21 protein-coding genes, 3 tRNA genes and 1 pseudogene are annotated in these 23,706 nt (G+C 57.3%); 10 read left to right on the top strand and 15 right to left on the bottom strand.

The window, feature by feature from the left end; translation table 11 throughout:
* Positions 1-56 precede the first annotated feature (56 nt).
* From lon to QK293_RS07200, 7 genes are all read right to left on the bottom strand, one after another.
* Positions 57-2,453 carry an endopeptidase La gene (gene lon, locus QK293_RS07230; protein WP_282376469.1) on the bottom strand — a complete coding sequence of 799 codons (2,397 nt, stop codon included), beginning with the start codon at positions 2,451-2,453 and terminating at the stop codon, positions 57-59.
* Between the two features lie 161 nt (positions 2,454-2,614).
* Positions 2,615-3,898: an ATP-dependent Clp protease ATP-binding subunit ClpX gene (gene clpX, locus QK293_RS07225; RefSeq protein ID WP_282376468.1), complete on the bottom strand. Its 1,284-nt coding sequence runs from the start codon at positions 3,896-3,898 to the stop codon at positions 2,615-2,617.
* 106 nt (positions 3,899-4,004) lie between these two features.
* Positions 4,005-4,646 carry an ATP-dependent Clp endopeptidase proteolytic subunit ClpP gene (gene clpP, locus QK293_RS07220; protein WP_105344076.1) on the bottom strand — a complete coding sequence of 214 codons (642 nt, stop codon included), beginning with the start codon at positions 4,644-4,646 and terminating at the stop codon, positions 4,005-4,007.
* Positions 4,647-4,739: 93 nt separating this feature from the next.
* A complete protein-coding gene (tig, locus tag QK293_RS07215; protein ID WP_282376467.1) occupies positions 4,740-6,050 on the bottom strand; it encodes a trigger factor in 1,311 nt (436 codons plus the stop codon).
* Positions 6,051-6,472: 422 nt separating this feature from the next.
* Positions 6,473-6,557 (bottom strand) — tRNA-Leu (locus QK293_RS07210).
* Positions 6,558-6,611: 54 nt separating this feature from the next.
* A tRNA-His gene (locus QK293_RS07205) sits at positions 6,612-6,687 on the bottom strand.
* A gap of 40 nt (positions 6,688-6,727) precedes the next feature.
* A tRNA-Arg gene (locus QK293_RS07200) sits at positions 6,728-6,804 on the bottom strand.
* A gap of 279 nt (positions 6,805-7,083) precedes the next feature.
* Between QK293_RS07200 and folD the strand changes: the two genes are divergently transcribed.
* Both folD and pbpG read left to right on the top strand, forming a co-directional pair.
* A complete protein-coding gene (folD, locus tag QK293_RS07195) occupies positions 7,084-7,938 on the top strand; it encodes a bifunctional methylenetetrahydrofolate dehydrogenase/methenyltetrahydrofolate cyclohydrolase FolD (protein WP_282376466.1) in 855 nt (284 codons plus the stop codon).
* Positions 7,939-8,176: 238 nt separating this feature from the next.
* Positions 8,177-9,115, top strand: coding sequence for a D-alanyl-D-alanine endopeptidase (gene pbpG / locus QK293_RS07190; protein WP_282376465.1), 939 nt, complete (start codon positions 8,177-8,179; stop codon positions 9,113-9,115).
* Positions 9,116-9,169: 54 nt separating this feature from the next.
* Here the strand turns inward: pbpG and QK293_RS07185 are convergent, their stop codons facing one another.
* The 3 genes and pseudogenes from QK293_RS07185 to QK293_RS07175 all read right to left on the bottom strand — a co-directional run bounded on the left by QK293_RS07185 (position 9,170) and on the right by QK293_RS07175 (position 10,430).
* On the bottom strand, positions 9,170-9,385 hold the full coding sequence (locus QK293_RS07185; protein WP_282376464.1) for a hypothetical protein: 216 nt from the start codon (positions 9,383-9,385) through the stop codon (positions 9,170-9,172).
* 17 nt (positions 9,386-9,402) lie between these two features.
* Positions 9,403-9,609, bottom strand: a complete 207-nt coding sequence (locus QK293_RS07180) for a DUF6021 family protein (RefSeq protein WP_282376463.1) — start codon at positions 9,607-9,609, stop codon at positions 9,403-9,405.
* Positions 9,610-9,700: 91 nt separating this feature from the next.
* A pseudogene (locus QK293_RS07175) lies at positions 9,701-10,430 on the bottom strand (peptidase C39 family protein).
* Positions 10,431-10,597: 167 nt separating this feature from the next.
* Here QK293_RS07175 and QK293_RS07170 point away from each other — a divergent pair.
* Entirely contained in the window at positions 10,598-10,768 is a 171-nt protein-coding gene (locus QK293_RS07170) for a hypothetical protein (RefSeq protein WP_282376461.1), read from the top strand.
* Between the two features lie 77 nt (positions 10,769-10,845).
* Here the strand turns inward: QK293_RS07170 and QK293_RS07165 are convergent, their stop codons facing one another.
* Both QK293_RS07165 and QK293_RS07160 read right to left on the bottom strand, forming a co-directional pair.
* On the bottom strand, positions 10,846-11,595 hold the full coding sequence (locus QK293_RS07165) for a TerC family protein (protein WP_282376460.1): 750 nt from the start codon (positions 11,593-11,595) through the stop codon (positions 10,846-10,848).
* Between the two features lie 28 nt (positions 11,596-11,623).
* On the bottom strand, positions 11,624-11,866 hold the full coding sequence (locus QK293_RS07160) for a hypothetical protein (RefSeq protein WP_282376459.1): 243 nt from the start codon (positions 11,864-11,866) through the stop codon (positions 11,624-11,626).
* 135 nt (positions 11,867-12,001) lie between these two features.
* Here QK293_RS07160 and nhaR point away from each other — a divergent pair, with 135 nt between their 5' ends.
* A complete protein-coding gene (gene nhaR, locus QK293_RS07155; RefSeq protein ID WP_282376458.1) occupies positions 12,002-12,901 on the top strand; it encodes a transcriptional activator NhaR in 900 nt (299 codons plus the stop codon).
* Positions 12,902-12,905: 4 nt separating this feature from the next.
* Here the strand turns inward: nhaR and QK293_RS07150 are convergent, their stop codons facing one another.
* Positions 12,906-14,060 carry an MFS transporter gene (locus tag QK293_RS07150; RefSeq protein ID WP_282376457.1) on the bottom strand — a complete coding sequence of 385 codons (1,155 nt, stop codon included), beginning with the start codon at positions 14,058-14,060 and terminating at the stop codon, positions 12,906-12,908.
* A gap of 280 nt (positions 14,061-14,340) precedes the next feature.
* On the opposite strand from QK293_RS07150, the gene sstT reads away from it, so the two are divergent.
* Positions 14,341-15,573 carry a serine/threonine transporter SstT gene (gene sstT / locus QK293_RS07145; protein ID WP_282376456.1) on the top strand — a complete coding sequence of 411 codons (1,233 nt, stop codon included), beginning with the start codon at positions 14,341-14,343 and terminating at the stop codon, positions 15,571-15,573.
* A gap of 63 nt (positions 15,574-15,636) precedes the next feature.
* Here sstT and QK293_RS07140 read toward each other — a convergent pair whose 3' ends face one another.
* A complete protein-coding gene (locus QK293_RS07140; protein ID WP_282376455.1) occupies positions 15,637-16,032 on the bottom strand; it encodes a DUF6124 family protein in 396 nt (131 codons plus the stop codon).
* Positions 16,033-16,542: 510 nt separating this feature from the next.
* Between QK293_RS07140 and QK293_RS07135 the strand changes: the two genes are divergently transcribed.
* The 5 genes from QK293_RS07135 to QK293_RS07115 all read left to right on the top strand — a co-directional run bounded on the left by QK293_RS07135 (position 16,543) and on the right by QK293_RS07115 (position 22,822).
* Positions 16,543-16,731, top strand: coding sequence for a hypothetical protein (locus tag QK293_RS07135; protein ID WP_282376454.1), 189 nt, complete (start codon positions 16,543-16,545; stop codon positions 16,729-16,731).
* Between the two features lie 198 nt (positions 16,732-16,929).
* Positions 16,930-20,361, top strand: coding sequence for a toxin VasX (locus QK293_RS07130; protein WP_282376453.1), 3,432 nt, complete (start codon positions 16,930-16,932; stop codon positions 20,359-20,361).
* Positions 20,345-21,475, top strand: a complete 1,131-nt coding sequence (locus tag QK293_RS07125) for a hypothetical protein (protein ID WP_282376452.1) — start codon at positions 20,345-20,347, stop codon at positions 21,473-21,475. Before QK293_RS07130 ends, QK293_RS07125 begins: the two co-directional genes overlap by 17 nt.
* A 26-nt stretch (positions 21,476-21,501) precedes the next feature.
* On the top strand, positions 21,502-21,708 hold the full coding sequence (locus tag QK293_RS07120) for a hypothetical protein (RefSeq protein WP_282376451.1): 207 nt from the start codon (positions 21,502-21,504) through the stop codon (positions 21,706-21,708).
* A gap of 364 nt (positions 21,709-22,072) precedes the next feature.
* Positions 22,073-22,822: a hypothetical protein gene (locus QK293_RS07115; protein ID WP_282376449.1), complete on the top strand. Its 750-nt coding sequence runs from the start codon at positions 22,073-22,075 to the stop codon at positions 22,820-22,822.
* 338 nt (positions 22,823-23,160) lie between these two features.
* On the opposite strand, the gene QK293_RS07110 is transcribed toward QK293_RS07115, so the two are convergent.
* Positions 23,161-23,670, bottom strand: coding sequence for a DUF1993 domain-containing protein (locus tag QK293_RS07110; RefSeq protein WP_008148402.1), 510 nt, complete (start codon positions 23,668-23,670; stop codon positions 23,161-23,163).
* Between the last annotated feature and the right edge of the window lie 36 nt (positions 23,671-23,706).

The following is a 23,706-nucleotide window of genomic DNA, read 5'->3' as shown; positions in this document are numbered from 1 at the left end:
GCTTTATAACAAGGGCTCTAAAAAGCTGTCAAGGAAGCCCCCCAGACAAATGCATACTAATGCGTGCTAATTCTTTCCTTAGAGTCAGACTCGCGTTTTTCATCCTTTGCAACTATCTCTGGAGCTACATCGGGCAAGGGCTCCGGCGCGTATTGCAGCGCAATTTGCAGGACCTCGTCAATCCATTTAACCGGTTTAATCTGTAGATCTTGCTTAATATTGTCAGGAATTTCCTTCAGATCGCGTACGTTCTCTTCAGGAATGATCACGGTCTTGATTCCGCCACGGTGAGCAGCGAGCAGTTTTTCTTTCAAACCACCAATCGCCAGTACCTGACCACGCAGCGTAATTTCGCCAGTCATGGCAACGTCCGCGCGTACAGGAATCCCGGTCAATGCCGACACCAGAGCCGTGCACATGCCTACACCGGCGCTAGGGCCGTCCTTCGGGGTCGCCCCTTCCGGCATATGGATGTGCGTATCACGCTTCTCGTGGAAGTCCAGGGGAATCCCCAGGCTCTTCGCCCGGCTGCGGACAACGGTCAAGGCTGCGGTGATGGATTCGACCATCACGTCACCCAAAGAACCGGTCTTGATCAACTGACCCTTGCCGGGAACGACCGCGGCTTCGATGGTCAGCAATTCGCCGCCCACCTGAGTCCACGCCAGCCCGGTTACCTGACCGATCTGATCCTGCGATTCGGCCAGCCCGTAGCGGAATTTACGCACGCCAAGGAAGTGCTCCAGCGTGTCGGCAGTGACCTTCACCGAGAAGCGTTTTTCCAGTGAATGCTCTTTGACCGCCTTGCGGCAAACCTTGGCAATCTGGCGCTCCAGCCCGCGCACACCGGCTTCGCGGGTGTAGTAGCGGATGATGTCGCGGATCGCTTCGGCGTCGAATTCCAGCTCGCCTTTCTTCAAGCCGTTGGCCGTAATCTGCTTGGGCGAAAGGTATTTGACGGCGATGTTGATCTTCTCGTCTTCGGTGTAACCCGGCAGACGAATCACTTCCATCCGGTCCAGCAGCGCCGGTGGAATGTTCATGGAGTTGGAGGTGCAAAGGAACATCACATCGGATAGGTCGTAGTCGACTTCCAGATAGTGATCGTTGAAGTTGTGGTTCTGCTCAGGGTCAAGCACCTCCAGCAACGCCGACGCCGGATCGCCACGCATGTCACTGCCCATTTTGTCGATTTCATCGAGCAGGAACAATGGGTTGCGCACGCCCACCTTTGTCATCTTTTGAATCAATCTTCCCGGCATCGAACCGATATAAGTACGGCGATGACCACGAATTTCCGCTTCATCGCGTACGCCGCCGAGGGCCATGCGCACGAATTTGCGGTTTGTGGCGTGAGCAATCGACTCCGCCAGCGAAGTTTTACCCACACCTGGAGGACCGACCAGGCACAACACCGGTCCACGAATTTTCTTCACGCGTTTTTGCACGGCGAGGTATTCGAGAATCCGTTCTTTGACTTCTTCCAGACCATAGTGGTCGGCATCGAGAATGTCTTCAGCGCGCGCAAGATCCAGACGCACTTTGCTCTGCGCCTTCCACGGCACCTGAACCAGCCAGTCAATATACGAGCGGACCACGGTCGCTTCCGCCGACATTGGCGACATTTGTTTTAATTTGTTCAGTTCACCCTGGGCTTTGGCCAAGGCATCTTTCGGCAGACCGGCGGCATCGATGCGCTTTTTCAGCTCTTCGATTTCGTTGTGGCCTTCGTCGCTGTCACCGAGCTCTTTCTGAATGGCCTTCATCTGCTCATTCAGGTAATACTCGCGCTGACTGCGTTCCATTTGTTTCTTAACGCGACCGCGAATGCGTTTTTCGACTTGCAGCAGGTCGATCTCGGCATCCAGCAACGCGAGAACGTGCTCGACCCGGGCCGACAAATCGATAATTTCGAGAATTTCCTGCTTCTGCTCGATTTTCAGCGCCATGTGCGCGGCCATGGTGTCGACCAGGCGGCCTGGCTCGTCGATGCTGTTGAGCGACGACAGGACCTCAGCCGGGACTTTCTTGCCCAACTGCACATATTGTTCGAACTGAGCCAGCAGGCTGCGGACGAACACTTCCGACTCGCGCTCCGGCGCGTCGACTTCGTCGATCAATGAGACTTCGGCACGGCAGTGGCCGTCCACTTCGCTGAAACGCTCAACCGCGCCCCGCTGCTCGCCTTCGACCAAAACCTTGACCGTGCCGTCAGGCAGCTTGAGCAGCTGCAGAACGGTAGCAATGGTACCTACGCGATAAAGTGCGTCTTCACCGGGATCGTCGTCAGCAGGGTTTCTCTGAGCCAGCAGAAGGATCTGCTTGTCGCCCGTCATCGCAGCCTCGAGGGCTTCGATGGATTTCTCGCGCCCCACGAACAGCGGGATAACCATGTGCGGATAAACCACAACATCACGCAATGGCAGGAGAGGCAATTCGATGGTTGTCTTCATGATTTCGCCTCTACGGCGGCCATAAGGCCGTAAACAGATGGAAGTGAGCTTGAAACCAAGATGGGGGCTACCTTCAAAAAAAACAAGCTTAAAGAAGGTGTTAAAACGCGCAAAAAGCAAAGGGGCCCGAAGGCCCCTTCTTTATTTCAGCAGCGTGACGCTTAGGCGTCTGGCGCTGCCTTGGCAGCCGGCTCACTGTTTTCGTAGATATACAGTGGCTTGGACTTGCCTTCTATAACGCTTTCGTCGATCACTACTTTACTCACCTCGGACTGCGAAGGGATTTCATACATAGTGTCGAGCAATACACCTTCGAGAATCGAACGCAGTCCACGAGCACCGGTTTTGCGTTCCAGGGCACGTTTGGCGACCGATTTCAAAGCGTCGGCCCGGAATTCCAGGTCCACACCTTCCATCTCGAACAGCTTGGCATACTGTTTGGTCAGAGCATTCTTCGGCTCGGTGAGAATCTGCATCAACGCAGCCTCATCAAGCTCGTCCAGCGTGGCAAGTACCGGCAGACGACCGACGAACTCAGGGATCAGACCGAACTTGACCAGATCGTCAGGCTCGACTTCACGCAGGGACTCACCGACTTTCTTGCCTTCTTCCTTGCTGCGCACTTCTGCGTTGAAACCGATGCCGCCACGGGTGGAACGGCTTTGAATAACCTTTTCCAGACCGGAGAACGCGCCGCCGCAGATGAACAGGATGTTACGGGTGTCGACCTGAAGGAATTCCTGCTGCGGATGCTTGCGACCACCTTGAGGCGGAACGGAAGCGACCGTGCCTTCGATCAACTTGAGCAGGGCCTGCTGCACGCCTTCACCGGAAACGTCCCGGGTGATCGACGGGTTGTCAGACTTGCGCGAGATCTTGTCGATCTCATCGATGTAGACAATGCCCATCTGGGCTTTTTCTACGTCGTAATCGCACTTCTGCAACAGCTTCTGAATGATGTTCTCGACATCTTCACCCACGTAACCCGCCTCGGTGAGGGTGGTTGCGTCGGCGATGGTGAACGGAACGTTCAGCAAACGGGCCAGTGTTTCGGCAAGCAGGGTTTTACCCGAGCCTGTCGGGCCGATCAGCAAGATATTGCTTTTGCCGAGTTCGACATCGTCATTCTTTTTGTCACGCTGGTTCAGGCGTTTGTAGTGGTTGTACACCGCTACGGCCAGAACCTTTTTCGCACGTTCCTGACCAATCACATACTGATCAAGGATGCCGCTGATTTCTTTAGGCGAAGGCAATTTATGCGCGCTGCTTTCGGCCTGGGCTTCCTGCACCTCCTCACGGATGATGTCATTGCACAGGTCGACGCACTCGTCGCAGATAAAGACCGAGGGGCCGGCAATCAATTTGCGCACTTCATGCTGGCTTTTGCCACAGAAGGAGCAATAGAGCAGTTTGCCGTTGTCCTCGCCGTTGCGGGTGTCAGTCATTCGATCGATCCAAATCCGATAGGCTTGCAACACAAGATGAAGGCTATTGCGGGCTTTTTCAAGTCCGCAGGCGGTCAGTTAACCCGACCACCTACATTTGGGCTGCTTAGGCGGGCATTTTACGCTTGTCGATCACGGAGTCGATCAGGCCGTACTCAGCCGCACGCTCTGCGCTCATGAAATTATCGCGCTCGGTATCGCGCTCGATGGTTTCGAGGCTTTGACCGGTGTGATGAGCCAACAGCTGGTTCAGACGCGAACGGATGTGGAGGATTTCCTTGGCATGGATGTCGATATCCGACGCCTGACCCTGGAAGCCGCCCAACGGCTGGTGAATCATCATGCGCGAGTTCGGCAGGCAGAAACGCTTGCCGGCGGCACCACCAGCGAGCAGAAAGGCGCCCATGCTGCAGGCCTGACCAATACAGGTGGTGGACACGTCTGGCTTGATGAACTGCATGGTGTCGTAGATCGACATGCCTGCAGTCACCGAACCGCCTGGTGAGTTGATGTAAAGATGGATGTCCTTGTCCGGGTTTTCCGCTTCAAGGAATAGCAGTTGCGCCGCAACCAGGTTGGCCATGTAGTCTTCTACCGGACCTACCAGGAAGATCACTCGCTCCTTCAACAGACGCGAGTAGATGTCATAGGCTCGTTCGCCACGGGCGGACTGCTCGATAACCATCGGGACCAGGCCGCCTGCGGCCTGGATGTCAGAGCTCTGCTGATAATAAGAATTGCGGGACATGTCTCGCAGTCACTCCCAAATAGTTATGTCTTGAATACGCATAAGCCAGCACGAAGGCTGGCTTATGGTGTGTACTTCTTACCGCAAAAACGATCAGTCGGCTTGTGGAGCTTCTACCGGCTTGACTGCTTCTTCGTAAGAGACCGCTTTGTCGGTCACGCTAGCTTTCTGCAGAACAGTATCCACAACTTGCTCTTCCAGCACAACCGAACGAACTTCGTTCAGCTGCTGGTCGTTCTTGTAGTACCAGGACACAACCTGCTCAGGCTCTTGGTAAGCCGAGGCCATTTCCTGAATCATTTCACGAACGCGGGCATCGTCAGGCTTGAGGTCGAATTGCTTGACCACTTCAGCCACGATCAGACCCAGCACAACGCGGCGCTTGGCTTGCTCTTCGAACAGCTCGGCCGGCAGCTGCTCAGGCTTGATGTTGCCGCCGAACTGCTGAACAGCCTGCACGCGCAGACGGTCAACTTCGTTGGACAGCAGAGCCTTAGGCACTTCGATCGGGTTGGTGGCCAGCAGACCGTCCATTACCTGATTCTTGACCTTGGATTTGATCGCCTGACGCAGTTCCCGCTCCATGTTCTTGCGAACTTCGGTGCGGAAGCCTTCCAAACCCGTTTCCTTGATACCGAATTGAGCGAAGAATTCTTCGGTCAGCTCTGGCAGTTTTGGCTCGGAAACAGTGTTCACGGTAACGGTGAATTCAGCGGTTTTGCCGGCCAGGTCGAGGTTCTGATAGTCCTCTGGGAAGGTCAGGTTCAGAACGCGCTCTTCGCCGGCTTTAGCACCAACCAGACCGTCTTCAAAACCAGGGATCATGCGGCCGGAACCCAGAACCAGCTGAGTACCTTTGGCGGAACCGCCAGCGAACACTTCACCGTCGACCTTGCCGACGAAATCGATGTTCAACTGGTCTTCATTTTGAGCGGCGCGATCAGCCACTTCAAAACGGGTGTTCTGCTTGCGCAGGACTTCCAGCATTTTGTCCAGATCGGCATCAGCCACGTCAGCGCTCTGACGCTCGACAGTGATACCTTCGAAACCGGCAACGGTGAACTCAGGGAACACTTCGAAGATTGCGACGTATTCCAGATCTTTGCCGGCTTCCATCGATTTAGGCTCGATCGAAGGAGCGCCAGCCGGGTTCAGCTTTTGCTCGACAACAGCTTCGTAGAACGAAGACTGGATCACATCGCCCACGGCTTCCTGACGTGCATCAGCACCAAAACGGCGCTTGATTTCACTCATTGGCACTTTGCCTGGACGGAAGCCAGCAATCTTGGCCTTTTGGGCAGTCTGCTGCAGACGCTTGTTGACCTGAGTCTCGATGCGCTCAGCCGGCACGGTGATGCTCATGCGGCGCTCAAGAGCAGAAGTATTTTCAACAGAAACTTGCATGGATATTCCTCGTTGCACAGACGTTAGCCGGCCGTTTCCGACCCCAGAATCAAGGGCATGCATTCTAGTGGGTCAAACTCAAGAAGTCACCCTACTGAAAACGGGTAAAAAAGCAGCAGGCAATTTATAGGCGGGGACAAACGGTTGTGCCTCGCCCTGTTAGCAAATACAGCCAATCATGCCAGGGCTCTGCACCAATCCTTCTATATATAGAAGCCATCGGCAATCCATCCCTGACAGTCGACCCCACGAGGGGACCAATGGGCGAATCAGCATCATCGCGAAACATAAATCCGACGACCCGACCTGCCCTCTCAACCCAGAACCTGCGGTCGTTTTGAAAATTCAGAGTTCTAAAACAAAAACGGCGCAGCCCTTTTCAGGTGCTGCGCCGTTTTCTGCTAATAAATAGCTACTTGTAATGGTGCGGACGGAGAGACTCGAACTCTCACACCTTGCGGCGCTGGAACCTAAATCCAGTGTGTCTACCAATTCCACCACATCCGCATCAAGCTTTTAAAGCAAAGGCGCCAGACTGTTAATCTGGCGCCTTTCTAAATATGGGGTGGACGAAGGGGATCGAACCCTCGACAACGGGAGTCACAATCCCGTGCTCTACCAACTGAGCTACGCCCACCATATTGCCATGTTGCGTTACTTGTGCCAAAGCTGCCTAATGGCGCACCCGGCAGGACTCGAACCTGCGACCATCCGCTTAGAAGGCGGATGCTCTATCCAGCTGAGCTACGGGCGCCTTGTTAATCTGTATTCTTGGACGATTACAAACTAAGTGCTTTCAGTCTTACCGAGTTAAACATCAACCCTGCTCGACCTTCTTAACCAGTGCTAGGCTGTGCCCGACAAGTGCGACGAATGTTATAGGTGACCCTGAAGGTCGTCAACTCTTTTTTATAAAAAATTCATTTAATTAAAGGGGTTAGGGGAATTTGCAGACCAAGCGCCTTTGCCCTCACCTCATGACATGCGAGAATGCGTTCTCTTTTTTTCCCCTCTCGATGGTTAATCACGCGCAATGACTGCACAACTAATCGACGGCAAATCGATCGCCGCCAGCCTGCGCCAGCAGATCGCCAAACGCGTCAATGAGCGTCGCCAGCAAGGCCTGCGCACGCCCGGCCTCGCGGTGATCCTGGTCGGCAGCGATCCTGCCTCTCAGGTTTATGTCTCGCACAAGCGTAAAGACTGTGAAGAGGTCGGCTTCATTTCCCAAGCCTATGACCTGCCTTCCGAAACCACTCAAGAAGCGCTGACCGATCTGATTGATCGTTTGAACGACGACCCGGCGATTGATGGCGTTCTCCTTCAGCTTCCATTACCTGAACACCTGGACGCCTCCAAACTGCTGGAGCGTATTCGTCCAGACAAAGACGTCGACGGTTTCCACCCTTATAACGTCGGCCGCCTGGCCCAGCGTATTCCGCTGCTGCGTCCGTGCACCCCTAAAGGCATCATGACGTTGCTGGAAAGCACCGGTGTCGATCTTTACGGGATGGACGCCGTGGTTGTCGGGGCCTCCAACATTGTTGGCCGCCCGATGGCGATGGAATTGCTGCTGGCCGGCTGCACCGTGACTGTCACCCACCGTTTCACCAAGGATCTGGCGGGCCATGTCGGCCGTGCCGACCTGGTGGTGGTCGCCGCCGGCAAGCCGGGGCTGGTCAAGGGGGAATGGATCAAGGAAGGCGCGATCGTGATCGACGTCGGCATCAACCGCCAGGAAGACGGCAAACTGGTCGGTGACGTGATCTACGAAACCGCCCTGCCCCGCGCCGGCTGGATCACTCCAGTCCCGGGTGGCGTTGGTCCGATGACTCGTGCCTGCCTGCTTGAAAATACGCTGTATGCAGCCGAAACCCTGCACAGCTGATTCACTGTTTTTACAGCCGCGGCAAACAAAAGAACCTCGCCAATGGCGGGGTTCTTTTTGCCTGACCAAAAACCGCTACCACTCGCCGGAAACTCCCCGTTTAGTGCAGGTTTTCAAGGCCTTTCACCTGTTCTTCGAACAACCATCGACAGTTCTTCAGCCATACTCCTAAAATGCGTCGGTTTGAAGAAGCAACCCGTTACAGAACGGCTAATCCACACCTAATGAGTCTGCCAGCGTGAAAATCCGTCTTTCCATCCTGAGCCTATTTTTTGCATTTACAGGGACGTTCATCACGCCAATAGCCAACGCCGCCGAAACCACCTCGGCGCCCCGCGACACCTCACAACTGAAGATCGCTTCCGGCAGCGCATTGCTGATGGATATGCAGACCAACAAAGTCATCTATGCCAGCAACCCTGACGTGGTTGTGCCGATCGCTTCCGTCAGCAAACTGATGACTGGCCTGATCGTGGTCGAAGCCAATCAGAACATGGACGAATACCTTTCCATCAACATCAGCGACACGCCGGAAATGAAAGGCGTATTTTCCCGAGTCAAACTCAAAAGCGAATTGCCGCGCCGGGAAATGCTGCTGATTGCCCTGATGTCCTCGGAAAACCGCGCTGCCGCCAGCCTCGCCCATCACTACCGGGGTGGCTATGTTGCATTTATTGCAGCGATGAATGCCAAAGCCAAGGCACTGGGCATGACCAGTACCCACTTCGTCGAACCGACAGGTCTTTCACCTCGCAACGTGTCCACGGCTCGCGATCTGAGCAAACTGCTGATCGCCGCGCACAAGTACCCACTGTTGACAGAGCTAAGTACCACCAAGGAAAAAACCGTCTCGTTCCGTAAACCCAACTACAGCTTGGGATTCCGTAATACCGACCATCTGGTCAGAAAGCCGAACTGGGACATCACGCTGACGAAAACCGGCTTCACCAACGAGGCCGGCCACTGCCTGGTGCTGGTCACCAGCATGGGCAATCGCCCTGTTGCACTGGTCATCCTCGACGCCTTTGGCAAGTACACGCACTTTGCCGATGCAAGCCGTATTCGCAGCTGGGTGGAAACCGGCAAGGGCACGAACGTGCCGTCGGTAGCCTTGCAGTACAAATCCGACAAGAACCTCAAGCATCGTCAGAGCGGCGTTGTTGAAGCGTCAAAGTAAGTAAGCGACACCAAAAGAAAGCCCCGATCATTCGGGGCTTTATTTCGTTCAGCGTTAATCATTGGGCAGCGGCATCTGATCGTCATTCGGAATGCCGTCCCCGGCACTCGGGTCTTTCCAGCCCTGTGGGTGCTCCGTCGACACGACCATAGGTCTGGCCAGCGGATCCCTTAAAGGACTGTCCGGATCCAGCACAGGGTCCATATCGTTTTCTGGGGTGGTTGGAACACTGTCCGGACGTTTGTCGTTGAAACTCGAATCGGTAGACATATGCACCTCACTAAGGCTCAGGTTTTCAGATCGGCGAGTGGATCGTAAGGCTTCGCAGGCGCCTTGGGATCGTTGCCCGGATTCACATCCCGGGGGGCCTTGGCGGGTCCGATGGGGTCGACCTGAGGGTCGGCGAGGTCCGGTGAATCGGGATCGAACCCCAACTCATCGCCCGACGAATGCTCGGACGAGTGCGGGCCGACGGGGGTATTGGAATGTGCCATGGGCGCCTCCTGGTCACAGCCCGAAGAAATCCGGGCCCTACACCTTAGAAGTCGGCAAATTGCAGGGGTGCCCGAGAGATGACGAACGGACTTACTGCGCGTTCAGCGCTTTCTTCGCCCTGGCTGCCGCTTGCTCCTGACCTGCCTGGGCAAGATCGCTCGCAGCCTTGAGCCATCGCTGTGGATCGACATTGGCCGGCAGCTGATTAGGCTTCTGGATCAGCACGGCCCAGCCACCGGCATCCTTGAGCGCCGATTCAAACGAACCGAAGCCCATCAACTCCCGACGATTCATGCCCGAGCGCAGCAGCACAGTGCGCTTTTGGCGGTTGTACCCGGCAAGAATGGCGTAACGGGGTTCAGCCCAGAACGCCGAGCCTTCAGTAAAGCGCACCATCACCGGATACCCAGCCGCGACCTGGGTCAACAGCGCTGGCAGATTGCTGTCGACGGGATAGACGACCATGCCGTACTCGCGAGCGAGGTTCTGCATGTTCTGCTGCAACTGGGCTTCGGCACCCGGCAAATGCAACGGCTTTTCGAGCAAACCTGGGGTAATCACAATGCCTTGCTGGGACAACATACTGGCCAGCACTTGGGGCCCGCTTTGATTCGCCACGCCACGGTAGAACGTGCCACTGAGTTCGACACGCTCCGGCAGGCGCTTGATTTCAGGCGCCACACTCCCCGCGCAGCCAGCCAGACCTGCAACGCAGCCAACGACCAGCACTAAAGATCGAATTCGAGAAAATACCCGCACCATCATCACTCTCTTGATTTAGACGCCAGGCATTCGCGCTCCCGGCTTGGCCGTCGATCATAGGACGCCGAGCGACGGCGGTATAGCCTTAACCGGCAGATGATTGGATTCGATAGAGCGAACTGATTGGTGACAGCCGACCTTTGGTCAATAGCCTGAAACACAGCAGCGACTAGACTGTCATTTGCAAAGAGTGTGTGCCCGCAGCAGGGCGAAGAGGAGGCACTGATGAGCCTGACAATGACCATTGTGATGTTGATTTTTGGCTGGCTGACCGTTGCCGCCGCCATGTTATGGGGAGTCCTGCGCATTACCCGCCGGCACCATCACCACCCTGCTCAATCGGCGCCGGTGGTGAAAACGGATGAAACCACTGCACACCACGCCAGCGCGCACTGACTGGCACTTTTTTTAACAGCAAAAAAAACGGCCGCCTGCCTCTTTCGAGCGCAGGCGGCCGTTTCGTTTATCGCCCGTTAAGCTTCAGTAGCTACACGCTTTTGCTTTGACCGCCGCGACATCATGTTCAAACCCTCGATCGTCGCCGAGAACGCCATGGCCGCATAAACGTAGCCTTTCGGTACATGGGCACCGAAGCCTTCGGCAATCAGCGTCATGCCGATCATGATCAGGAAGCCCAGCGCCAGCATCACCACCGTCGGGTTGTCGTTGATGAACTTGGCCAGAGGATCAGCCGCCAGCAACATCACCAGCACCGACACCACCACTGCGATGACCATGATCGGCAAATGCTCGGTCATGCCGACAGCGGTAATGATGCTGTCGATGGAGAACACCATGTCCAGCATCAGGATCTGACCGATGGCAGCAGCGAAGCCAAGCGTCACGGCCGAAGTAGCCGACTTCGGATCATCCGGTGCCGGGTCCATGCTGTGATGGATCTCGGTGGTCGCCTTCCACAACAGGAACAGGCCACCGGCGATCAGGATCATGTCCTTCCAGGAGAACGCATGGCCGAGAATGTCGATCACAGGCTCAGTCAACTGGACGATGAACGCGATGGTGCTCAACAGCGCCAGTCGCAGGATCAGCGCCATGCCGATACCGATGCGCCGCGCCTTCTGCCGATGCTGCTCGGGCAGCTTGTTGGTCAGGATCGAAATGAAGATCAGGTTATCGATGCCGAGCACGATTTCCATGACGATCAACGTGGCCAGGGCGACCCAGGCGGTGGGGCTTGCAGCAAGTTCTAAAAGGTATTCCATGGGTCAGTCCTGACTCGTTTTAAACGGTTTAGATTTCCTGGGACGAAGATTCGGTTTTGTCTTTATCTTCGTTTGATGATTCTTTCTTGCTGATCAGGCCGCCGGTGGCGTCGCTGATTGCTTGCTCGGCGGCTTTGTGGGTGTCATCGATCGCTTGCTTGGCGGTTTCGGCAGCCTTGCCCATCAATTGCTGAGCGCTTTTCTCGGCTTGGTCGCAACCGGCCAATACCAGTAAAGACGTGATCAACAGCGCCGTCATTTTGAGCTTCATGATGCTTTCCTCGATAGAACAGACAGGGCCGAAAAGGCCACCCGTCGATAGCCGGGCATTCTAGGGAGGCAAACACTTCAGGAAAATTCGTATTTTTAGCGGTTATACTTCGTTTTTTACGAACTGTAGGTCGTCATGCTCAATTATCGGCAATTGCATTACTTCTGGGTAGTGGCCAAAACCGGCAGCATCGTGCGCGCCTGCGAGCAGCTGAACCTGACGCCACAGACCATCAGCGGGCAGATTTCCCTGCTCGAACAAACCTATGGCATCGAGCTGTTTCGCCGGGTCGGCCGACAGCTTGAGCTGACGGAAGCCGGACGTCAGACCCTGCCCTACGCCGAGCAAATGTTTCAGCTGGGAGGTGAACTGGAGTTGATGTTGCGAGCGCAGCCCAATGAGCAGCAGATTCTGTTCCGGGTGGGGGTGGCCGACGTGGTACCCAAATCCATCGTCTATCGGCTGATTGCCCCGACCATGGAATTGAGCGAGCCGCTGCGCATCACCTGTCGCGAAGACAAACTCGAACGCCTGCTCGCCGACCTGGCGATCCAGCGCCTGGATCTGGTCATCTCCGACAGCCCGATGCCGTCGCACCTGGACATCAAGGGCTACAGCCAGAAACTCGGGGAATGCGGGATCAGCTTCTTTGCCACCGCTGAATTGGCGGCGCGCTACGGTCAGGACTTCCCCCGCAGCCTGCACGGCGCCCCCCTATTGATTCCCGGGCCAGAGACCGTGGTGCGCAGTCGCTTGCAGCGCTGGTTTGCCGAGCAGCAGATCCAGCCGCGCATCGTCGGCGAGTTCGACGACAGCGCCTTGATGCAGGCTTTCGGTCAATCCGGCAGCGGGATTTTCATCGGCCCAAGCGTGATTGCCGATGAAGTGAAGCGCCAATACGGCGTGGAGTTGATTGGCCAGACCGACGCGGTCACCGAATCGTTCTACGCCATTTCGGTGGAACGCAAGGTCAAGCACCCCGGCATTGTTGCCATTACCGAAGGTGCCCGACGCGAGCTGTTCACCGAGCTTTGAAGTGTCAGGCGCAGACTTCGCGGGGTTTGAAGGTCATCAGCGCGATTGCCAAGAGGATCGAGACAAGGATAAAACCGGCGGCCGCGAAACCTAGGCCACCCAGGCCAACGCTGTCGATCACTCGCCCGCCCACCATCGCGCCCAAGCCGATTCCCAAGTTGGCCCCGGCGATGTTCAGCGACGCAGCAAAGGCCGGCGCTTCGGGCGCCGCCTTCATCAAACGCACATGACTGACCAGGAACAACGCGGCCTGAGTCACGCCCCAAATGCCCATTGCCGCCGCCAGACCGAGGGGCGAATGAATGTTTGGCACCAATGCCACCATGCCCGCGATCATGAACGCGCAGAACATCATTGAGGCGATCAACGGATGACGATCCACCGCGCGGCCGCCCAGTGAGTTGCCGATCAACCCGACCGCGCCGAAGCCCATCAGGCACCAGCCGACCACTGTGCCGTTGAAACCGGCCAAGCGCTCAAGAATGTCCGCCAGGTAGGTGTACGCGGTGAACATGCCGCTGAACACCAGGATCGACAGCAGCACATGCCCCACCATCAGCGGGCTGCGCAGGATCTTTAACTGCGAGCGGAAACTCACTTGATGCTGATGCAGATTGGTTTTCGGCAGGTAGATAAATAGCAGCAACGCCTTGGCAAACGCGATCACCGCCAGAATGCCAAAGGCACTGCGCCAACCGAATGCATCGGAGATCAGTGTGCCCACAGGAATGCCGAACACCGTGGCGCAGACAATGCCGAAACCGATCTTGGCGATGGCGCGGCCGGCGTAGTCCGGGCCGACAATACCCACCGCCGTCTCACTGGCCAGCGCCCAGAACACCGGCAAGCCCAGCGCCGGAATCAACCGGGCAATGGCCATCACCCAGATGTTCGGCGCAAACGCTGCGAGGGTGTTGGCCAGGCCGAACATGATCAGCACCGAGATGAACAACTTGCGCCGCTCGAACCGGGCGAAATACGCCGTCAGGAACGGCCCGAATGCGGCGACCGTGAAGGCGAACAAGGTCACCAGCAAACCCGCCTGGGGGATAGTGACTTCAAGGTCTCGAGCGATGGCCGGCAACAGGCCGACGATGATGAATTCCGTGGTCAGCACCGTGAAACCGGCAGCAGACAACAGAAGGATGGGCAACAACATGCACAACTCCAGAAAACGACGACACCAGCGATAGCCGGAAGGCCCACTGGCATGACTTGAAAATGAGGATGGCGAATCTTAACAGAGTGTTTCCAATCAGGGTTGCACGAACCTGCATATCGCGTTGAACCGGCTGGCGGCAGATCGTCACAGGTCTGAAGGATAAAGACGACGCTGTGATAAAGTCCGCGCCCTGCGATTCGTACACCCTGTTCATCAGCCGTTTGGTGGCCTCGATGTCGCGACACCCCGCACCTAATAAAATTAGAGATGTCGTTTTATGACTGTTTCATCCCCTTCGTTATTGCAACGCTTGAAACGCTTGAGCCTGGTTACGCAGATAGTCATCGGCCTGATCGCCGGGATTGCCTTGGCGCTGGTTGCGCCGGAAGTGGCGAAGTCCACTGCGTTTATCGGCAAAGTCTTCGTATCGGCGCTTAAAGCTGTCGCGCCGATTCTGGTGTTCGTGCTGGTCATGGCGTCGATCGCCAACCATAAGCACGGCCAGGAAACCCACATCCGGCCGATTCTGTTTCTGTATCTGCTGGGGACTTTTGCGGCGGCGGTGGTGGCCGTTGTCGCCAGTACGTTGTTCCCGTCGAGCCTGGTATTGGCGACTCACGACATTGCGGTCACCGCGCCGGGCGGTATCAGTGAAGTGTTGCAAAGTCTGTTGCTGAGCGTGGTCGACAACCCGGTCAGCGCGCTGATGAATGCCAACTTCATCGGCATTCTGGCGTGGGCGATCGGCATGGGCATTGCGATTCGCCATGCCGGTGACACGACGCGCGAAGTGCTCGGTGATCTGTCCAATGGCGTGACCTTGATCGTGCGTTTGGTGATCCGCTTCGCCCCATTGGGGATCTTCGGCCTGGTCGCTTCGACCCTCGCCACATCCGGTTTCGGCGCCTTGATCGGCTACGTGCATCTGCTGGCGGTGCTGCTGGGCTGCATGCTGTTCGTTGCACTGGTGATGAACCCGGTGATTGTGTTCTGGAAACTGCGTCGCAACCCGTATCCGCTGGTGCTGATGTGCCTGCGGGAAAGCGGCATCACCGCGTTTTTCACCCGCAGTTCGGCGGCGAACATTCCGGTCAATCTGGCATTGAGCAAGCGCCTGGGCCTGCACGAAGACACTTATTCGGTGTCGATCCCATTGGGCGCGACCATCAACATGGCCGGCGCGGCGATCACCATTACCGTGCTGACCCTGGCAGCCGTGCATACGCTGGGCATCGCCGTCGACATTCCGACGGCCATCCTGCTGAGCGTCGTCGCAGCGATTTGTGCCTGTGGTGCTTCGGGTGTGGCTGGCGGCTCGTTGCTGTTGATTCCACTGGCATGCAGCCTGTTTGGCATTCCAAGTGAAATCGCCATGCAGGTGGTGGCGGTCGGTTTCATCATCGGTGTGTTGCAGGACTCGGCGGAAACCGCGCTGAATTCCTCCACCGACGTACTGTTCACCGCGGCGGCGTGCCTGGGCGAAGACGAGAAAGCACAACGCCTGGCTTAAATCCGACGCATTAACAAAGGGCACGCCAACTTGGTTGGGTGCCCATTTTTTATGGGTAGCGGATTAGATGACGCGGTTTTGTTGCTTGGCGAAAATCGCTGCCATTTCCGGCTCATCCAGATGATCCAACATTCTCTCCACCAACAAATGCACCCCGTCAGCCATGCGGCTGAGCGCCAAGGCTACGGAGCGGCGCGAGCCGTCCACATCATCGGCGAGGTTGGCGGCGATGGCACTGATGGACAGCAAATCTTCCGAGGCATTGGCGAGAAGGGTTTCAGGGTTGATACCCGGGCAGACGCTGAAGAGCTGGCCGTTGCGTTTTGGTGGTTTGGGGTCGGCTGGCGGGAAGTGATGGTCGAGGGCGCGCTCGGCGGCTTCGTTGAGTTTGTTTGAGTCGGGGCTTTCGTAGGGGGAGACCGGGTCGGTGTCTGGCGGATTTGGTGTGACCTTGAACATGATCTTCAATTCCTTGAATGATGCTGACAATACTTCGCCGACTAAACGAAGGGGTGGCAGCTGTACGCAGGTTAGTCGGACCGGGGAATTGAAGAAGCCGGCGCACCCGAAGGTGCCCTACGCACAGCCACCATCAAACTCAGGTACGAATACCTGTCTGACGAATGCTCGTGCATCTTCAATTACCAGCGGGCGACTAAACCCGGCCACTGACGATCAGTGACACGAATCAAGTTACCGACCAGCCCCAAGACGCACAAGCCGGCGGATTCTGGCGTAGCCGTAGGCAACGGCGCAAGGTGTTGTAGCTTGCAGGAAGTAACCTTGAGCCGTTTTCAACACGTGCTGTCGAGCGGTGTTTAACATTCCGGAAATGTTGGCGGGAAACGATATTCGACAACCATTCGGCTTAACGGATGCGTCCTACGCTAAATATCGATTCGTCTGACTGCGTCAATTGGTAGATCCACGCAAAGTCCCGTGTCCTTTAAAAGACACAGGGATTTGTGGATGCACAGTGCCGCCAACCGAGTCATTTTCAGATGCACCGCTGATTTTTCCTGCGACATTCAGGTACTCAATCAGCCCACGCGCATCACCCCAACGCTCCATACACCATCGCTGCAATCCCCCGGCGAGCGCATGGCGCTGGCCGCTGACCTGGCCCAGCACTGGGCCAGCCAACGGGGGCGCCCATGACTTCACCCGCCAACCTCGCCGCAGCGGCGGCATCCAAATCCCCCATCGGCTCTCTGGGTGCCTGCCCCTTGCGCCAAACCCATGTGCAGTTATTGCCCTTGCGCTATGGACTGGTGGAAAAGCCCCTCGACCCGAGTGCCAAACTGAAGCTGCCCTATGCCCTGACGACCCGCCCGCTGGGCATTCGCATGCTGCGCGATGGCCTGGTTGTACATCATCGACAGCGTGACCGGCCACTTGCACGAATACCAAGTACTCAACGGACTGGTCAGCGCCTTGCTGCACAAGGGCGCCAAGGTCGACAGCGATCAGCGCACGCCCATCGAGGAGCATCCGGCGCTGGTGTTTTCAAGACGCAGCACCCTGCATGTGAGCTTTGCCGAAGTGCAATGGACAGCGGCCAAATGCGCGCAAGTGCTCGACAGCCGCGAGGAACGCGAACACTTCATGCAAGCCGTCGACCTCGGCCCGGTGCATTGCCAAACCGGTGGCGAGCATCTGTTGACGGTCGCGCAAGGCAAACAGTGGCTGGCGGAGATTGCGACCGTACCGGCCCAGCAGGCACAAGTCGCACAAGACCGCGAAGAGCAGGATGCCGAGTCGCCGCCGGACGCCGTTCTGTTGCCGACGTTGCACGTCAGCGATGCCCCCGAGCACGAACGTGAACCTTATTTATGGCAAAAGCCGTCGCGCTTTCGCGAGGCGCACATCGGCGAGTTACTCGGGCGGGTCCGCCCGGCTTATCAGGACGACACGCTGTTCCTCGTGGTACACGACGACCTCGGCGTGCTGCGTGATCTGGCCGAGTATCAAGACACCGTGGTGGGTTGGGTCGACGACTGGAGCAACGCCGATAACAACGAACGCGATTACTTGCTGGCCAGTTACATCGAATCCCTGAGCCAGCTCAGTCCCATGGATATCGGCAATCTGGCTGACGCCAGCGACGATCCGCGAGTCCAGGCGCTTTTTGGCGATCTGGAACAGTTGCCGGAACCGGATCGCAAGCACACCCGCAAAGCCTTGCTCGACTACCTGAACAAGGGCGGCAAGGTCGAGCCGCTGGACGCTTCCGCGCCTCCGGAACTGGAGCGGGCGCGCAAAGAAGCGCATGCCGAAGCGTTCAAATTCGCCAAGTACCAGGGCGCCACACCCGATTTCACCGCCCACAGCCGCGCCAGTGACGAGACAGACCGGCGTTATTACGCGCGCCAACATTTCAAGGTCGCCCCCGACGAATTCGTCGAACGTCACCTCGATACCTTGATAAAACTCGGCCAAGAGCAAAACAAACGCATCGTGGAGGTGCTCGAAGGCTCCAGTTTCAGTGGCAAACGCGGGGTCAACGATTTCATCGACCGGCCGGCCATGGACGACGCGTTGTTTCAACATCGCGACGACCTCGGGCGCTGGAACCGCCTGCTCGAGCGCATCACCGCTGACCGCACGATGCTGGTGGGTGCCGGCCGCTTCCATCGCTCGGCCTGGTATTACGACGCGCAGGATCAACAGCAACTCCACCAGGCCTTCACCGCCGAATACGCCTGCCTCAAGGACATCTGCCGCAGCGACCACGCGAGCGAAAACCTCCTCGGTTATCTGGAGAAACACCCCGAACTGACCCGGCCACTGTTCTACACCTTGCCCCTGCGCCTCCAGCCGGAACGGGCCGCGCAATACGCCACGTTGTTCAACGCCGGCATGGGGGTGTTCAACAACCTGCCGCACTGGCTGGGTGAGTTACAGAAAATCGAACAGCCGCACTTGCCGGTGCTCGACGACCTGCCCGAACACACCCGCGCCGTCGCTGACGCGGCCCAGCACAGCCTCAGTCCCGCGCTGAACATGGGGCTGAGCCGGGCGCTGGAAGGGTTCGATCTGGCGGGAGAGAAAATCCCCGATCTCGACGAACTGTTCCGGTGCCTGCCCAAAGCCTTGTCGGGGCGGATACTCGATGCGGCGAAAACCACCGGCGTGACCTTTACTGTTGCCAGCCCGGCGGAACATGCGGCGCTGCAAACCAACCTCAAGGAACTGCTCAGGGAACGCGACTACCTGAAAACCCTGACCCGTGAACGCAACCAGCTCACCCACAACAAAAACCGCCAGGGGCACAAGACGCCACGGGCGGTGGAGTTGCAGGGCGAGATCGTGCGGGTGCGTGGGCAGTTGACGCAGCTCGAAGGCCGGTTGGCCGGGGCGCTGAGCCCGATTGCGGAGCTGCCGGATCAGTCGGCGCGCCTGTACGGCGCGACGCCGGCTCGGGCGGGGGTGACGGTGGTGTTTCCACCGGCGCAGCAGTTGGAGGTGCGGAGTTTGTTGAAGGACATTCGGTTGGGGGTTAGCTCGGTGCCGAATGCGAAGTTGATTCGGAGCGAGGGGATGGGGTTGTTGGTGTTTTTGGTGCAGGGGGTGAATTTGGTTTCGGTCATAAGGGAACTGACCAACCAATCCAGGAACAAGCGAGTCTGGATGCCCGTTTTTAATGCAGTGATGGCTACCGGGGCGGCGGGATTCACTGCGGCGCAGAGTCTGGCTGATACCGCGTTGAAGGCACGTAGCGCTGCTCTCGTCACGGGTCTTCAACGCCACGCCTTGCAAAATGTGCATGTGCAAATGGGGAAAATGCATGTTGGATTGGGTTTCTTTACCTACCTTTTAGGTTTTGCGTCTTCAATGGTCAGCCTCATCAACCACCACCAGAATTGGCAACAGGCGACGCGTAGCGGAAATCAGGCCGCTCAAAGTAGTGCCGCGCTTGCCACAGCGGGTGCGACCGGCATGACGACCGTCAATACCTATGGATTGAGTCACACAGGTCGTGCCGCGTTTAACGTGTTGATCGCAAAAAACACTGCCGCAAGGACCGCCGCCTGGGCCGCTGCGGGTACCCGTCTCTCAACCGTATTTTTCCGCTTCAACCTGGCCGGCGCCTTATTCACCGTGCTGGAACTGGGTGGCACTTGGCTGTACAACCGTTACAACATCAGTGCCCATGATAAATGGCTGAAAACCACGCCGTGGAGCTTGGACACCGATCATCGCGGCGATCATACCCTGGATGAATATCAGCGCTATCTGGGCTATTTGCTGAACGCTCCGTACAGGCAACTCGGCCTGAACGAGCATGACTCGTGGCTGAAAAACTTCCTGCTAAAAGCCAAGCCCAGCGACATTCACTTGGTGCTGCCAAGGCTCAAGCTCAGTGATTTCCAGCCACCGTTGAGTGGACAACCGGCTCATCGCCTGGGGATTGGCGCCCACCGTCTTTCCGTTCCCCTCCACAGTCGTGGTGTACCGCGCGAGCGCAAGGACATCATCAGTGAGGAAGTCGCAAACAGCCTGCGCATCGTACAAACAGGACCCGACCGGTTTGTGTTATGCCTGCAATATCCCGTGGATCCTGATGCCGAATTTACCCCAGCGTCCGAAACACTGGAGCTGGCCGTCTGCGTACAGACCTTGAACGCCAAGGGGGTGTGGGAATCGCTGACTGACGTTATTCACCTCAACCCGCGCGGTAAGGGTCATTTCCCTGCGTTACCTCGTCAATCCGTTACCGAGCATCCACCGTTGTTGCTGGTTGAAACCCATCTGCTGGAGCTGGCCGACCATGCCCACCAAGATTGATATGCCTCTGCCTTCCCCGCACCTTGAGCAATCCCGCAAAGCCGGCGATGTCGAGCCGTTTCCCAGCGGGAAAATCACTTATCTCGCGCCGTTGCCATTGCCGACAGCGCTACCGCCGCATGGCCCTCATATCGGGAATCTGAATGACGTGTACATGGACTTCGGCTTGGGATCACCCCAGGTGTTTTCATGGCAGCTCATACTGGGCGGGCCCTTCAGTGGTGCCCTCTTGATCGCATTTTTGATACCTCTATTTGTCGGCTTTATGTTCTTTGTGTTCGGGATGGGTTGGGACGATGTTTCTCATGCCATAGAAGGGGTTTTCAATGAGGCCTACGGAATAGCCCTGATATCCGGCTTCTCTGCCTTGATCATCCTCCTCTGCACTTGGCGCCACACCCACAACAAACGCGCCGCCATCATCCCCACCCGCTTCAACCGCCAACGCCGCGAAGTCTGCTTCATGCCCGAAGACGCCACCGAACCTCTCTTCGTCCCTTGGGAATCCCTCTCGGCCTGGGTCATCGAAGCCCAAGGCGCCACCCAATACGGCATCCACCGCCAGTACGGCATGGGCATCGGCTTCCAGCACGGCGAGACCCTGACCAGTGTCGAATTCCCCTGCTTCGGCCTTTCCCTGGCCATCAGCCACTGGGAAGCCATCCGCTGTTACATGGAATACGAAATCCACGACCTCAAATCCATTCAGGACCCGCAAGACTTGCAAGGCCCGAACGACCCGCCCCACGAAGGCCTGCACACCTTCCACAACGCCCGCGCGCGTATGCATCAGCAAATCCGCGACGGCCAACGTGGTCGAGTGTCCGGCTTCTTCTGGTACCTGTACCACGTGATGACGCTGTGGACGATTCCCAACCACCTGACCGAATGGGAAGTCCGCCGCCTCCAGAAGATGGCCCCGCACGCCTTGCCCGAAGTGATGCGCCAATGGTCGGAACCGCTTCCGAAGGGACAATGGGCGAAGCCGAGCGAAGAACTGCTGCGCCTGAGCGCGCACGTTCGCGCCCTGCACAAACGTCAGCCGCGACGCCCGATCACCGAGATTTTTGCCGAGGTACAGCGTTTGAATCCGACCGACAAACGTCGCGCATGAGTTGTTTTTTCAATGTATTTGCTCCGATGTCCGAAACACTGGAGCTGGCCGTCTGCATCCAGACCTTGAGCGCCAAGGGGGTGTGGGAATCGCTCACTGACGTTATTCACCTCAACCCGCGCGGTAAGGGTCATTTCCCTGCGTTACCTCGTCAATCCGTTACCGAGCATCCACCGTTGTTGCTGGTTGAAACCCATCTGCTGGAGCTGGCCGACCATGCCCACCAAGATTGATGTGCCTCTGCCGCCCCAGCACCTTGAGCAATCCCGAAAAGCCGGAGATGTTGAGCCGTTTCCAAGTGGGAGAATCACTTATCTCGCGCCGTTGCCATTACCGACAGCGTTGCCACCGCATGGTCCCCATATCGGGGAGCTCAATGAGGTGTACATGGACTTCGGACTGGGATCGCCGCAGATATTTTCATGGCAAACCATATTGGGAGGACCATTCAGTGTTGCCTTCATGATCACGTTCCTAATCCCGCCAGCAATTGGCTGCATGGGCCTTTTGTTCGGATATGACTTCGCATACACATGGGAATTTGTCATTGATTTATTCTTCGCCATCTATGGATATGCCTTGGTTACCGGATTTTCCATGCTGGCGATCGGCCTCGGCGTCTGGCACTACAACCACAAAAAACGCCTCCACATCATCCCCACCCGCTTCAACCGCCAACGCCGCGAAGTCTGCTTCATGCCCGAAGACGCCACCGAACCTCTCTTCGTCCCTTGGGAATCCCTCTCGGCCTGGGTCATCGAAGCCCAAGGCGCCACCCAATACGGCATCCACCGCCAGTACGGCATGGGCATCGGCTTCCAGCACGGCGAGACCCTGACCAGTGTCGAATTCCCCTGCTTCGGCCTTTCCCTGGCCATCAGCCACTGGGAAGCCATCCGCTGTTACATGGAATACGAAATCCACGACCTCAAATCCATTCAGGACCCGCAAGACTTGCAAGGCCCGAACGACCCGCCCCACGAAGGCCTGCACACCTTCCACAACGCCCGTGCGCGCCTGCACCAGCAAATCCGCGACGGCCAACGTGGTCGAGTGTCCGGCTTCTTCTGGTACCTGTACCACGTCATGACGTTGTGGAGGATTCCCAACTACCTGACGGAATGGGAAATCCGCCGCCTTCAGAAAATGGCCCCGCAGGCCATGCCCGAATCGATGCGCCAATGGTCCGAGCCGTTGCCGAAGGGACAATGGGGCAAACCGAGTGAAGAACTGCTGCGCCTGAGCGCACAGGTCCGCGCCCTGCATAAACGCCAACCTCGCCGAGCGATTACCGAGATCTTTGCTGAAGTGCAGCGCTTGAATCCGACCGACAAACGCCGCGCATGAGTTGTTTTCCAATGTCCGCGCCCACATCGCGTCCCTGAGCCAACCTGTCGATCTGCAACAGTTGCCCGAACCGGATCGGCAACAGACCCGCAAATCCTTGCTCGACTACCTGAACAAGGGCGGCAAGGTCGAGCCGCTAGACGCTCCCGTGCCCCCGGCACTGGAACAAGCGCGCAAAGAAGCGCATGCCGAAGCGTTCAAACTCGCCAAGTACCAGGGCGCCACACCCGACTTCACTGCCCACAGCCGCGCCAGTGACGAGGCAGACCGGCGTTACTACACGCGCAAAAAAGCCCGCCAAGGTTCACACCTTGGCGGGCTTTTTTACGCCGGGAGGTTTAGAACGCGCCCATGTAATCGCGCTTGCCCACTTCCACACCGTTGTGACGCAGCAGTGCGTAGGTGGTGGTGACGTGGAAGAAGAATTGCGGCAGGCCGTAGCTCAGCAGGTAAGCCTGGCCGGTGAAGCGCTTCTCTTTCGGCGTGCCCTGACGGGTGATGATCTCGATGCCTTCCTTACCGTCGATTTGTTCTGGTTTGATCTCGCCGATGAAGGCCAGCACCTTGGCGATCAACGCTTGCAGCTCGGCGAAGGTGGTTTCGGTGTCGTCGTATTTCGGCAGTTCAACTTCGGCCAGACGCGCCGAAACGCCCTTGGCGAAATCAACGGCGATCTGCACCTGACGGACCAGCGGGAACATGTCCGGGTACAGACGGGCTTGCAGGAAAGCATTTGGGTCGATGTTCTTGGCGGTGGCGTGGGCTTCGGCCTTGTTCAAAACGTCGCTCAGGGCGTTGAGCATTTGTTTGAAAACCGGGACGGAAGCGGCGTACAGGGAAATAGTCATGGCAGTCTCATGTTGTGACAGGAGGAAAACGTGGGC

The sequence above is a fragment of the Pseudomonas sp. AL03 genome (assembly GCF_029960815.1).
Lineage (GTDB): Bacteria > Pseudomonadota > Gammaproteobacteria > Pseudomonadales > Pseudomonadaceae > Aquipseudomonas.
Note: the sequence above shows the minus strand (reverse complement) of the source record. Positions and strands in the feature narration are given on the sequence as shown.

What these genes read in the sequence shown, in the direction of transcription:
- lon (WP_282376469.1), bottom strand. Translation starts at nt 2,453, where the DNA reads ATGAAGACAACCATCGAATTGCCTCTCCTGCCATTGCGTGATGTTGTG.
- QK293_RS07185 (WP_282376464.1), bottom strand. Translation starts at nt 9,385, where the DNA reads ATGTCTACCGATTCGAGTTTCAACGACAAACGTCCGGACAGTGTTCCA.
- QK293_RS07160 (WP_282376459.1), bottom strand. Translation starts at nt 11,866, where the DNA reads ATGAAGCTCAAAATGACGGCGCTGTTGATCACGTCTTTACTGGTATTG.
- QK293_RS07180 (WP_282376463.1), bottom strand. Translation starts at nt 9,609, where the DNA reads ATGGCACATTCCAATACCCCCGTCGGCCCGCACTCGTCCGAGCATTCG.
- QK293_RS07125 (WP_282376452.1), top strand. Translation starts at nt 20,345, where the DNA reads ATGCCCACCAAGATTGATATGCCTCTGCCTTCCCCGCACCTTGAGCAA.
- QK293_RS07115 (WP_282376449.1), top strand. Translation starts at nt 22,073, where the DNA reads ATGCTGGCGATCGGCCTCGGCGTCTGGCACTACAACCACAAAAAACGC.
- QK293_RS07170 (WP_282376461.1), top strand. Translation starts at nt 10,598, where the DNA reads ATGAGCCTGACAATGACCATTGTGATGTTGATTTTTGGCTGGCTGACC.
- QK293_RS07110 (WP_008148402.1), bottom strand. Translation starts at nt 23,670, where the DNA reads ATGACTATTTCCCTGTACGCCGCTTCCGTCCCGGTTTTCAAACAAATG.
- sstT (WP_282376456.1), top strand. Translation starts at nt 14,341, where the DNA reads ATGACTGTTTCATCCCCTTCGTTATTGCAACGCTTGAAACGCTTGAGC.
- QK293_RS07140 (WP_282376455.1), bottom strand. Translation starts at nt 16,032, where the DNA reads ATGTTCAAGGTCACACCAAATCCGCCAGACACCGACCCGGTCTCCCCC.
- folD (WP_282376466.1), top strand. Translation starts at nt 7,084, where the DNA reads ATGACTGCACAACTAATCGACGGCAAATCGATCGCCGCCAGCCTGCGC.
- QK293_RS07165 (WP_282376460.1), bottom strand. Translation starts at nt 11,595, where the DNA reads ATGGAATACCTTTTAGAACTTGCTGCAAGCCCCACCGCCTGGGTCGCC.
- QK293_RS07120 (WP_282376451.1), top strand. Translation starts at nt 21,502, where the DNA reads ATGTCCGAAACACTGGAGCTGGCCGTCTGCATCCAGACCTTGAGCGCC.
- QK293_RS07150 (WP_282376457.1), bottom strand. Translation starts at nt 14,060, where the DNA reads ATGTTGTTGCCCATCCTTCTGTTGTCTGCTGCCGGTTTCACGGTGCTG.
- clpP (WP_105344076.1), bottom strand. Translation starts at nt 4,646, where the DNA reads ATGTCCCGCAATTCTTATTATCAGCAGAGCTCTGACATCCAGGCCGCA.
- tig (WP_282376467.1), bottom strand. Translation starts at nt 6,050, where the DNA reads ATGCAAGTTTCTGTTGAAAATACTTCTGCTCTTGAGCGCCGCATGAGC.
- QK293_RS07135 (WP_282376454.1), top strand. Translation starts at nt 16,543, where the DNA reads ATGCACAGTGCCGCCAACCGAGTCATTTTCAGATGCACCGCTGATTTT.
- clpX (WP_282376468.1), bottom strand. Translation starts at nt 3,898, where the DNA reads ATGACTGACACCCGCAACGGCGAGGACAACGGCAAACTGCTCTATTGC.
- QK293_RS07130 (WP_282376453.1), top strand. Translation starts at nt 16,930, where the DNA reads ATGGCCTGGTTGTACATCATCGACAGCGTGACCGGCCACTTGCACGAA.
- nhaR (WP_282376458.1), top strand. Translation starts at nt 12,002, where the DNA reads ATGCTCAATTATCGGCAATTGCATTACTTCTGGGTAGTGGCCAAAACC.